Source organism: Candidatus Hydrogenedentota bacterium (genome assembly GCA_019695095.1).
In the GTDB taxonomy this organism is placed as follows: domain Bacteria; phylum Hydrogenedentota; class Hydrogenedentia; order Hydrogenedentales; family SLHB01; genus JAIBAQ01.
This window is the reverse complement of record JAIBAQ010000054.1, coordinates 22111-33469: the sequence shown is the minus strand read 5'-3', so window position 1 is coordinate 33469 and position 11359 is coordinate 22111. Positions and strand designations below refer to the sequence as shown.

Annotated in this window: 9 protein-coding genes; 6 read left to right on the top strand and 3 right to left on the bottom strand. The window is 59.0% G+C overall.

The window, feature by feature from the left end; genetic code table 11:
- Positions 1-521, bottom strand: a 521-nt coding sequence (locus tag K1Y02_11080) for an aldo/keto reductase (protein MBX7256894.1), incomplete at its 3' end; no start/stop codon positions are given.
- A 94-nt stretch (positions 522-615) separates the two neighbouring features.
- Here K1Y02_11080 and K1Y02_11075 point away from each other — a divergent pair.
- A complete protein-coding gene (locus K1Y02_11075; protein ID MBX7256893.1) occupies positions 616-1626 on the top strand; it encodes a hypothetical protein in 1011 nt (336 codons plus the stop codon).
- A 1-nt stretch (position 1627) separates the two neighbouring features.
- Here the strand turns inward: K1Y02_11075 and K1Y02_11070 are convergent, their stop codons facing one another.
- Together K1Y02_11070 and K1Y02_11065 are read right to left on the bottom strand one after the other, a co-directional pair.
- Complete coding sequence (locus tag K1Y02_11070) at positions 1628-2488, bottom strand: hypothetical protein (GenBank protein ID MBX7256892.1); 861 nt, start codon at positions 2486-2488, stop codon at positions 1628-1630.
- A gap of 64 nt (positions 2489-2552) precedes the next feature.
- Positions 2553-4547 (bottom strand): cation:proton antiporter, encoded by a 1995-nt coding sequence (locus tag K1Y02_11065; protein MBX7256891.1) that lies wholly within the window; start codon positions 4545-4547, stop codon positions 2553-2555.
- 285 nt (positions 4548-4832) lie between these two features.
- Between K1Y02_11065 and K1Y02_11060 the strand changes: the two genes are divergently transcribed.
- The 5 genes from K1Y02_11060 to K1Y02_11040 all read left to right on the top strand — a co-directional run bounded on the left by K1Y02_11060 (position 4833) and on the right by K1Y02_11040 (position 11351).
- Positions 4833-5549, top strand: coding sequence for a hypothetical protein (locus tag K1Y02_11060; GenBank protein MBX7256890.1), 717 nt, complete (start codon positions 4833-4835; stop codon positions 5547-5549).
- Positions 5550-5647: 98 nt separating this feature from the next.
- Positions 5648-6430, top strand: a complete 783-nt coding sequence (locus tag K1Y02_11055; GenBank protein ID MBX7256889.1) for an enoyl-CoA hydratase/isomerase family protein — start codon at positions 5648-5650, stop codon at positions 6428-6430.
- A 2-nt stretch (positions 6431-6432) separates the two neighbouring features.
- A complete protein-coding gene (locus K1Y02_11050; GenBank protein MBX7256888.1) occupies positions 6433-8766 on the top strand; it encodes a neutral/alkaline non-lysosomal ceramidase N-terminal domain-containing protein in 2334 nt (777 codons plus the stop codon).
- The gene (locus K1Y02_11045; protein MBX7256887.1) at positions 8763-10376 is read left to right on the top strand and encodes a hypothetical protein; all 1614 of its coding nucleotides are present in this window, start codon (positions 8763-8765) and stop codon (positions 10374-10376) included. The genes K1Y02_11050 and K1Y02_11045 overlap by 4 nt, the downstream gene beginning before the upstream one ends.
- Positions 10377-10538: 162 nt before the next feature.
- Positions 10539-11351 carry a segregation/condensation protein A gene (locus K1Y02_11040; GenBank protein MBX7256886.1) on the top strand — a complete coding sequence of 271 codons (813 nt, stop codon included), beginning with the start codon at positions 10539-10541 and terminating at the stop codon, positions 11349-11351.
- Positions 11352-11359 lie beyond the last annotated feature (8 nt).

Genomic DNA, 11359 nt, shown 5'->3' with positions numbered 1-11359 from the left:
CGAAACAGGATGTTATAGCCGAGTTGGTCGGACACGCACGTCCCCTCGCTCATCCATGCGGCCAAGTCCGTCGCGCCGAAGTTCGACACGCCGATTTCGCGGATCTTGCCTTCGTCGCGCAGGGCTGTGAGGGTGGCATAGACGTCCGCAAAGGGAACGTCGCGCGGCGGCCAGTGAATTTGATAGAGGTCTATGGCGTCTGTATTGAGACGGCGCAGGCTTTCTTCGCAGGTTTTGCGGAGCGTCGCCGGTTGGCATTTGTCGGGCCAGACTTTGGACGCAACGTAGACGCTGTTTCGATTCGACCCGAGAGCGCGTCCGAGCATCCGTTCGGACTCGCCCGCGCCGTACATCTCGGCGGTGTCGAAGAGGTTAACGCCGGCATCGAGCGCCGCGGCGACCGTGGCATTGGCATCGGCTTGATCGTCTGCGCCCCAGTACTGCGAATCGCCAATCTGCCACGCGCCGAAGGCGACCACGGAGACTTCTAGATTGCTTGAACCGAGTTTGCGATACTGCACGGAGAACACCCTTTCTGTTGCTTGGCTGTGAACTGAGTGTGGCACAGAATATCGGTCCTATCCAATCGATGGGACTCGGTAGCGAGGTTTGACGATGACGACACGAGGCGTATGGATACTGGCGGCATTCATGCCCATTCTGGTTGTGAATGCCTGGGCTGCGCCCGAGGCGGACAAGCCGGAGATCATCTCATCTCCGGGTCAGGCGATGACCGCGGACGCCATGGGGTTCCTGAATGTACGCGCGATTCGCGGCAAGGAGTGGTCCGTCGTTCGAATGAAGAACGCGGATGGCCTCTGGTACGCGCGGCTTGAGGCGCGAGGCGCGTTGGTAACCGAGTTTGCGGATTGCGGCAACCGTGAAGATTGGATTCGCTTCATGTTGTGGCCGATTGACGATCCCGACCCTCGTTTTCTGCTGGTACTTCGGTATTCGGGGGGCGTAAACGGGCCCGACGCGCTGGACATTATTCACTTGAAGGAGAATTACCGTACGTTGTTGAAAGTGTCCAGCGACTTTAATCTCACCAAGGTTGAGGACCTCAATAGCGACGGCTGGCCTGAGGTCATAGGGAAGTCTCGGTTGTATGGAAACTTGTTGGACCTAACGCGGGCTATGAGCCCCACGCCGACACTGATATTCTCGTATCGCGAGGACGCAAAGCAGTATCTCTGTCAGAATCAGAAGTTCCGTGAGAAAATCGGCGAAACAGCCGATGCGCGACGGAAGTCCTTTGAACAAAATCCCGTTTCGAAGCATGCGTTTTCGTACGAGAAATGGAATGAAACGAGCCGGGCTGCCTGCGCGGATTTGGTGGCATGGGTAACCGAAACGTGCTTGATGGGCGACGAAGCCAGCGCCTGGGCCTATCTGCAGCAATACACGACGCCCGACACGGCCGTGGAAATCAAGGCTGCTATCCAGGAGCGTCTTGAAGCGGATCCCTACTACAAGGCGGTGAAGCGGACGCAGGAGCGTGATAAGGGAGTCTCCGATCAGCCGAAAGTAACGCCGGGGCCAAGCCAGACTCACACGTCACATGCGTGGCTGAAACGGATCAAACCTGCCGTTGAGTTGGAAGCATCGATCCCTGTCGGGGGATGAATCAGCGCGCCAGCAACCGATGACGCCTAGGGAAAAGGCGCCGCGAATTCGATTTGGCATCGGTCGGCGTTGCGCTCTCCGTGGCGTCGGTTTCGGTCATTCCGGCGGCAATCATGCTTGGCGTCAATTCGCTCATGAGGGAAGCTAGCCGATCCTGGATATCCTGAAGGTTGTTGAGCAGGGTAAGAGTGTCGGGGTTCTTGAGAACATTGTCGAGCGTTTCGAACGCGACATTTTGCAGGGTGATGACTCGCTGCAGCGAATCGAGCTGCCCGCTGCTGAGGCCAAGTACGTTGGTGTCTATCACGGCCTGAGTGAGTTTCTTCCAACTCGTCAGCGCATCGTCAAAGTCCGCCTTCAACAACTCATAGTCCGAGTTGGTATAGCGCTTTCCTTGCAGAGACTTCACCGTATCCTGAAGTGACTTTATCGAAGCCCCCATATCCTCCGCAGTTCCAATTAGATCGGGCACGCCGTTGCGTTCGCGAAGATCGGACAGCTTGGCGGCGGCGGCATCAAGCTGGGCGGAGGCATTTGGCAAGTTGTCGCCTGGTGTGATGGCATTGGTCGCGTTGATGAGAAACGTTTGTATGGCGTCGAAATCGGTTTGCCAATTCGTGTCGGAGGTTGCCCACGCGCGGTATCGCGAATAGACGGGTTCCCAGGCTTCGTTGACGGCCTTCAGGGCACCGCGAAACTGAGTGGAATCGCCGGATGCGGCGATGGACTGCGCGTCCAGCATTGCGCGCGAAACGCGGTCAAAATAGCGCGTAAGCTCCGGGTCCTTCACGGCTTGCGTGGTCTGTGCAAAGCCGGCTACGGATACCGCCAGAAGCGCGATGGACAATCTAAATGTTTGCATGACAGATCTCCCCTTCCGGAGCCTTATCCCCCGAAGACCGTAAAAGTTCCCTGTGTCCAACGTGTCATGAGCCTGAGGAATCGAGATGATCGCCTTCTTGAAGCACGGCTTTGGCCGATTCGAGTTGCGCATGGGCGCCGACGAGCACGAGCACATCGCCCGACTGCACCCGCGTGTCTACGCCCGGATTGGTGGCAGGTACGCCGTTGCGCACGACGGCGATGATCAATACGCCGGTGCGCGCGCGAAGATTGAGTTCGCCGATGGTCTTGCCGTTGCCCCAATGATTCTCTTCAAGGTAGAAGGTGCGCGTCGCGGTGGTCTGCAACACCTTCATGAGCTCTTGCTGTGCGGTACGGTCGGTGGACTTGCCGCGCAGCATACCGTACCGGCCGGCACGGACCGCGGCGATTTGCGCCTCGACAATGTTGTCGGGGATGTCCATTTCTTTGAGGACATGTGCGGCGATTTCGATAGAAGTCTCAAAATCCTCCGGGATAACTTGACTCGCGCCGAGCCGGTAGATTTCGTCGAGATCCGACACGAAACGGCATCGCGCAAGGATATAGAGATCCGGGCGCATCGAACGGGCAACCGATACGATTGCGCGAGTCGCTTGGCGGTCGTTTGTGGCCACGACCATCGCGTGGGCCGTGGCAATCCCGGCGTGTTCGAGAATGCTCCGCCGGGTGGCGTCGCCAACGATATACGGGGTTTGGGTGTCTTTGGCGATCTGAATCGATCGCGGGCTCATCTCCACAAGAATGACGTTGACGTGAGTTGCCTTGAGCACGCGGGCGAGATTCTGGCCACTGACGCCAAATCCGATGATGATGACGTGGTGCTTTCCGTGGGCCACGGGAGCCGCATCCGGGGGAGGCGCGTCATCATGAAGACGCCCGGCAACCCATGCCGCGACTCTGCCGGAAACAGGTACGAGCACTGCGCCGATGATCATCGTGCCGATGGCGTACACCATGATTCCGTTGAAGAGTGAAGACGGCATGAGGTTGAGCTTGCTGGCTTCAAAGGCGACCACATAGCCGAATTCGCTGACCGTGCACAAGCCCAGTCCGACTTGGATTGCGGGACGAATTGGCCATCCGGCGACGCGCACGGCTGCGGTGGTTATGAGCGATTTGGCAATCAAGGTCACGAGAACGGCCACGAGAATGAGACCCAGACTGTCGATGACCAAGTTAATGTTCGCCATCATACCCAGCGAGATGAAGAACACGGCGTTGAATACGTCGCGGAAAGGGTGAATGTCGGCCACGAGTTGGTGCCGGGCGTCGGCCTCCGCGAGCAGCAAGCCCGCGACACAAGCGCCCAATGCGGGACTCCAGCCCGCGAGCGAAGCCAGCCACGCGCCGCCGCATGCCATCGATACGGCAAAGAGTGTCATCAGTTCAGGTCCGCCGCGCCGGGAAAGCTCGTTCATGAGGCCAGGTAACGTCTTGCGTCCGCCAATGGCCAGCGCACCCATGACTGCCAGCCCTATCAGCGAGCGCGCCGCGGCGCCGTGCCAATCGCCACCGGACTTCACGGCCAGCATTGGCAGGAAGAGCATGAACGCGATGACGATTACGTCTTGGAGGAGTAGTATTCCAATGGTAATCATCCCCGATACGGAATCGGTCTCGCCACGTTCGCTGATCTGCTTGAGAACAATGGCGGTGCTGCTCAGGGCGACAAGGCCCCCAATCAACCCAGAGGTGACGATCGAATTGTCAGAGCCAAACTCAAATACGGCGGCGGCAAGGGCGGCTGTGACGCCGATCTGCAGACCAGTTGCGAGAAGCAAGTTCTTGCCCAACCGGAAGAGCGGACCCGGGTTTAGTTCAAGTCCGACGATAAACAGCAGGAGCACAAGGCCAATCTCACTGATGGAACTCACGTCCGAGGGGTCGAAAAGGTAAAGCCCCGATGGCCCCATTATGAGGCCGGTGATGAGAAAGCCTATGATTGAGGGTGCGCGGAGGATGCGAAAGAGCCACGCAACGACGAGTGCCGTGCCGAACAGCAGAACGATTGCAGCCATAAAGTCAGATTCGTGCATGGACTCTCCTCAAGAAGGAACGGACTACGGGTACACAGTGCGACGTAACATTACGAGGCGGAGAAGGAACCGTCAAGTGTTTCGCGGGATCTACTTCGGAGACACTCGGTACAACGCCGAATACGCGTTGGGTTTGCCGGAGAGGTCAAACGGCCGGAAGCGCGCCGCGTTACTTAGGAGTGAATAGGCGCGGTAAGGCGCTCGTCACTTAATGCGAATAATACAGACTACCGGTTTAGGCGGGTCGCGTTGCGTGCGTGGACCCGGTTGTTGGGAGATTTGAACATGCTGTGCAGTTTTGTGGTTGTTGCCGTATTGTCGGGCGGAATACTTCAGCGGCAGGAAGCTCCGGGCGAGAACATCGAACGAATCGTAACCGAGGGCGTGGAACGAATCGTGTCTTCGGTAATGGGCGCGCCTGCCACGGTCGGCGGCATCCGTTGGGATCGAGAAAAGCAGCGGCTTACGCTAAAGGATGTTACGCTGGCAAACCCATCCGGGTTCTCGGAAGGCGACGCGATTGCCTTGGGGACCGTGGAGCTTGAGGCGGACATACGTTCATTGATGTCCGAGCAGCCGGACGTGAGATTGATCTCGGTGGAGGGCGCGCACATCAACGCGGAGACCTCGTTGCAGGGGAACAATCTCAAGAAGCTGATGGATAACGCGAAGCAAGCGATGCCCAAAGGCATGCGGCCACGTGGAGGATTGCAGCGCGGAGAAAAGCGTTGGCGCATCGAGCGCGTTGCCATCAACGACAGTTCGCTGACCATGAATTCCCCGCTTCTGGGCGGTTCGGGGAAAGAGAAGAAGATCGATGGCATGGAGATGAGCTTTACGGGTCCGAACAACGAGGGCATGACCTCGCAGGAAATCATGGTGCAGATCATGCAGAAGCTCATCGATGAAAGCGGACTCCTGGGCGGCTCCGGTGAAGACGGTGCGGCGGAATCCCCCGTCAACGCGTTGATAGACCTTCTCGGCCCGAAGCAAAACAAGTGATACCCATCGGGCTTGCCGGCCCCGCGCGTGCAGCCCGTTCACGGTAGCGCCTCGCGCTGTGGTAAACTCTCCATCTATCCAGGTCGGGAGATGCAAGCATGGCATATCAATTCATCCTCACGGACAAGGCCGGCGGTTGTGGAACGATCACACTGAACCGGCCCAAGGCGAACGCGCTTTCGCTGGAATTGGTGACGGAAATCGGGTCCGCGGTGCAGAACTTTATCGAGGACGCGGAAGTCCGATGCATCCTTATCACGGGAGGCGAAGGCAAGTTCTTTAGCGGTGGCGCGGATATCCCCAGTCTAGGGAGTTCCCTGGGAGCCCCATTCGCCGAAGGGCAGCCGCTTCCCGCGGGCCTCAAGACCATGGACATCATCGAAAACAGTCCCAAGCCCGTGATCGCCGCGGTGAACGGCATCGCCGTGGGCGGCGGTTGCGAACTGACTCTGGCGTGCCATTTTCGACTCGCGGCAGACACAGCCGTGTTCGGCCAGCCGGAAATCAATCTGGGCATCGTACCGGGATGGGGCGGATGCCACCGGCTGCCGCGGCTCATCGGCGAGGCGCGCGCATTGGATTGGATGCTGACTGGCCGCATGATCAACGCACAGGAAGCGCTTGCCTCCGGTCTCGTGCTGAAGGTCGTGCCGCTTCCGGAATTGGCCAATGCGGCCCGTGAACTGGCGGGTGCGCTTGCAGGAAAACCCGCCGTGGCGACAAGGGCAATACTTCGGGCCGTGCGCGAGCGCGCGCTTCAACCCGACAGGGGCAAGGCGCTGGAAGCCGAGGCATTCGCCGAAGCGGCCGCGAGTCGCGACGCCGCGGAGGGCGTTGCGGCATTTATCGAGAAGCGTCCCCCAAACTTCACAGGCGCATAAACGTGCTTCAACGCATTTCTTTGTCACTACTACTGGGACTCCTGTCTGTTCTTCAAGTACAGGCCTTGGAGGCGGGGGCCGCCAAGGTGGAGATCACTCCGCCGCTCGATACACCGCTCAACGGTTATTACGACCGCTTGGGGCGTGGCGCACTATCTGTTCATGATCCGGTGTGGGTACGGTGCCTGTTTCTCGACGATGACGAAACCCCCGTCCTGCTCGTAAACTCGGACCTGTGCATGATCAGCAGGGAACTGCGGGATCGCGTGCTTGAGCTGGCGCCCGCGGAAGTGCCGAAAGAGAACATCCTCCTGACGGCCACGCACACCCACAGCGCGCAAGGCGGCATGATCCGCAACATGGTCGTGCGGTGCGTCTCGGGACGTTTCGTGCCCGAGGTGCTGGAGGCCACGGCCCAGCGATTCGCGGAGGCGATGAATCAAGCTATTGCGAATCGCAAGCGTGCGACGATCGGGTTCGGCGTAACGACGCAAACGGGCCTGAGCGTTAACCGCCGTGTTGAGAATGGTCCGACGGACCCGCAGATTGGCGTCATCCGAGTGGACGATTCGGATGGGAATATTATCGCGTTGGCGACGAATTTTGCCGCGCACCCGACAACGGTGAGCGGCGAGGACATGATGTCAATCAGCGCGGACTATCCCGGTTACTACTACAACGAGGTGGAACGCGTAGCAGGTGGCAGTTGTGTCGCGATGTTTTTGAACGGCGCGGAGGGCAACCAGCGGCCCGCGACTCTCGAAGGCAAGTCCGGATGGCAAGCGACGGAAGCCATCGGCACGCAATTGGCGGCCAAAGCAATGGAGGTAGCGGGGACTATCACGTGCGGCGAAGCAAAGCTTCACGTCGGATCATCTACGCCGAACCTCCCTCCCACGCTCGCTTCCGATTTTGTGCCTTCAACAACCCAATTGCGAACGCTGGAAATCGGCGATCTTCTCCTTAGTTTCGTGCCTGGCGAAGCGTGCGTGGAGATTGGTCTTGAGTTGCGCAGATTGGCGCTGGAGCGCGGGTACAGGGCGCAATTCACCGTGGGGCTCGCGAACGATTACCTCATGTATTTCGTACCCCGCGATCTGTACCCAACGCTGACCTACGAAAGCGCGATGACGTTCTACGGTCCTCGAATCGATTCGTGGTTCTATCGCGAGTTCGACGCATTAATGACGCGTGGAACGGCGATGCCGGAGCGGCCGGTCATCGAGCCGTGGAAGCTCGAGGAGATGAGCGCTGGAACGCCCATCGTCGTCTCCGGCGATCCTTTCGAATCGGGATACCGCAGGGGAGCTGCATTTCGCGAGGCGATACAAGCGACGTTTCAAGATTCGGTTGTCAAACCGTGCGACAGCGGAGAATGGATACCCAAGGATGGCCTTTGGGGCATGGCTCCTCGCTTCATGAATCTGACGCCGTTGGCGTTGCCGCGTCTGGGTATCGGAGCCCGCCCGATGTTGGCAGGGTTATCGTCTGACGTGCTGGCGGAAATGGAGGGCGTAGCGGAAGGTGCAGGGATGCCATTCGATGCCGTCTGGCTGACACAGTGCGCACCGACTTTCGCGGCCAAGACGGACCGGGCTCCCATGTACCGGTCGCCGTTCTGCACGATGTTTGCTGCCGTGGGAGACCGGGCAGGGGCTGACGACATTCTGGCTGGGCGAAACTTCGACTGGACGCGTGCCGAGGCTCCGTTCGTATTCGATGTGAGGCCGCCGGCCGGACTTCGTTTTCTATATGTCGCCTTCCCCTGGTCTTTGGGCGTCTTCACGGGCATGAACGAGGCTGGACTTGCGGTAAGTGTCGAGCGCGTAGACCACTTGGGCGAGCCTACGCTCGATGGCCCGCCTGTCGAATTTGTGTTGCGCGGGGTGCTCGCTTCCGCACCGGACGTGACAGCGGCAAGTGCCGCACTTCAAGCCGCAGTACACGTCCGGGGGTACCACGTGATGCTTGTCGACGCGTCGGGTAAGGCGTGCGTGGTCGAATTCGGAGCCAGCATTACCATACGCGAGCCGTACGATGGACTGTTACTCGGAATGGACCCCGCGACAGCGGGTGCGGACCCGACCGCGGCGAAGCGCTATGCGCGGTTGTCTACTCTGCTGGAGTCGGAACGCATTCTCGATGGAGACGAGATCGCCACGTATTTGCGTGATGCGGACCCAGGAAGCACGGGCATGGAGCAGATCTGCAATACGGACACGCGATATAGCGTCGTTTTTGTGCCCAAGACCAAGCGTATGCGAGTGGCGTTTCCGGACGCGTCCGGCGAATTGGGCAAACCGATCGAATACGGATTTGGGAAGCAGAGCCGATGAGCGAAGACGTAGTTCGCAATTACTCGGGCCAGGGACGCCCTCTTCAACGGCGGCGCAGACACAGTGCCGGCGCGGCATTCCCGTGGCGGGGTTCGCTCGCCGCATTGGCGATAATTATTGCCGTGGTTTTGCTTTGGATCACACGCGATAGCTTCGACATTACGCGTTGCATGCCTGCGGGGCAGCGGTTCAGTCTTGTGCTGGCCGATCCTGTAAACAACAGGAACCGAATTGTTCAGTCACGCGTTTGGAACTCGGTGCCGCCGTCGTTTGGCCTCGCCAAGGCCATCGAGCCGATCCAGCGCAATGCAGGTCCTCCGGAATGGGTGCTCAACAACCTGATCCGCGGCCAACTCTATTTGCTCGGAAATGACATCTCGTCGTTTAGCGACGTCATCGGCCTTACGAAGATGTCCCGTATTGGCAGCTTGATTGAACGTCTTCATTGGTTCATGCCCGGCATCGAAAGCGACTACGCTGGTGGCCTGCGCTTACGCAAGATGACCCAATCGGGCATGTACTATGCCGTACGAGGCCGGATTCTGCTCTTCAGTCCGTCTCGAGATGAGCTGATACGCGCGCTGACGCTGACCAAGGAAGCCGCTATCGACGAATCGACCTTGTCGGACTTGACCCGATCGGGCACGGAAGACCTGCGCGGTGTCGTACTGCTGCATCCGGATGATCCCTTGGGCTCGACGTTTCAATCGTTGGCCTTTGCGATGCGCATCGACGAGTCGAGCGCCCATACAAAGTTCCGCGGGATTTTCAATGCAGCCGCGCGCGAGCGCTTCGCGAACTTGGTTCAGGGCGTGTCGCCTCGCACATTGACGGCCCCACCCGAGGGAATCGTCCAAGTATCGCTTGATTTCGGGAAACCTCTCAAAGAGGTCTGGATAGAGGCAGGTCACGCTTTCGACAGTCCCTTCTTTAATGCATCGAAGTGGCAGACCTGGGAAGAGACAAAACCCGGCGAGACTCCGGGACTGCCGCAGCTCGCAACGGCTCTCTTCGGTCCCATGGGTCCAGGGATACGCCTGAGTTGTGTGGGGATCGACTCCAACGAGATGATGCCGGCACCGCTGTTGGCAGCAACACTGGACGCACAGGTCGCGGCATTGCCGGAGCTCTTCAAGGCAATTCCTCCACCGCCGCCGGGCACCATGCCGTGGGACATGTATCCACGGGTGGATTCCGCGACGAATGTCGTCCGGTTGCCGTTGCTGGGCGGACCATCTATCGAGCCGACCGTGGCCGTGTACGGAGACGACGTCCTGGTGAGCTCGAGCCGTACCGTGGCAGAAAGCCTGCTGAAAAACCCGGCAACCGCCGCGCCGTTGCCGGAAAAGGGCAACGTGTATGCACGCATAACACCGCGTCCATGTGTGGAGCAGTTGGTTGAGGCAGGACGCCAGTTTCTTGCCTTCAACGGATTGCGGGGCTACACGAACGAGTCGTTTGAGCAGGCAGCCGCGGAATGGACTGCGTCCGCGGCAGGTGTGCAAGAAATCACGGCCCTGGCGTCGTTCGGGAATGACTATATCGATGCGGAGTTCAAGCTGATGTGCGTGCCTGCTCCGCCCGTTTCCGAACCGGCGCCTACGCCGTAGTTGCGAGTGCCTCCTCAATCCCGCTAGAGTGATTCCGCTTTTCAGGCTCACGTCAGCGGCGTGTCGCGATTTCCCCGGTGCAATGGGTTCGCTTCATGGCAGCTTGAAACTTGAGAACGCGCTGCAATCTGCTTGGGCTGCATCCAAACAAACAGGATACCTATGACTACTGCTGCGGAATCGTCCGGAACCGTCGAGGGACTCGACGGCGACTTCATTGTCGATCAAGCTACCGACGAAGTATTGCGGCTGCACCTTGAGAAGTTCGAGGGGCCGCTGGAAGTGTTGCTGTACCTGATTAAGTCGCAGGAAATCGATATCTTCGATATTCCCATCCTGAAGATTACGGAACAATACCTGCGCTTCCTCGACCTCATGCAAGAGGAGAATCTGGAAGTTACGGGCGATTTCTTGGTCATGGCGGCCACACTCATTCAGATCAAATCGCGCATGTTGCTCCCCGCCGACACCGATACCGGCGAAGAAGAGGAAATGGAGGAGGACGATCCGCGGCTGGAGCTGGTGGAAAAGCTGCTGGAATACCGCCGGTACCGGGATGTGTCCGCGCGGTTGCTGTGGCTGGAAGAGCAACGGGCCGATTGGTATACGCGTAACGTGAAGCCGGTCGTTGAACAGCCCGAAGAGGAGGAAGAAGACCTGTTGGAGGTCAACCTCTACGACTTGGTGACGGCGTTTCGCGCATACTTGCGCTATTTCTCCGACGACCTGTTTCATACGGTTCAAGGGGAAGGCGCGTCGGTCGATCAGAAGATCGAACGTATCGAAGAACTCATGTCGACTCACGGAAGCATTGCGTGGACCGACCTCCTAGGCGAATGCAAGAGCCGTGTGGAACTCGTCTGCTGCTTCCTGGCCATCCTTGAGTTGTGCCGTATGGGGCGCATGCGCGTCCATCAACACGGAGCCTTCGACGAAATTCGCCTCTACCCTGCCCAGCAAACGGCGGCGGTGTGATCTGGCCC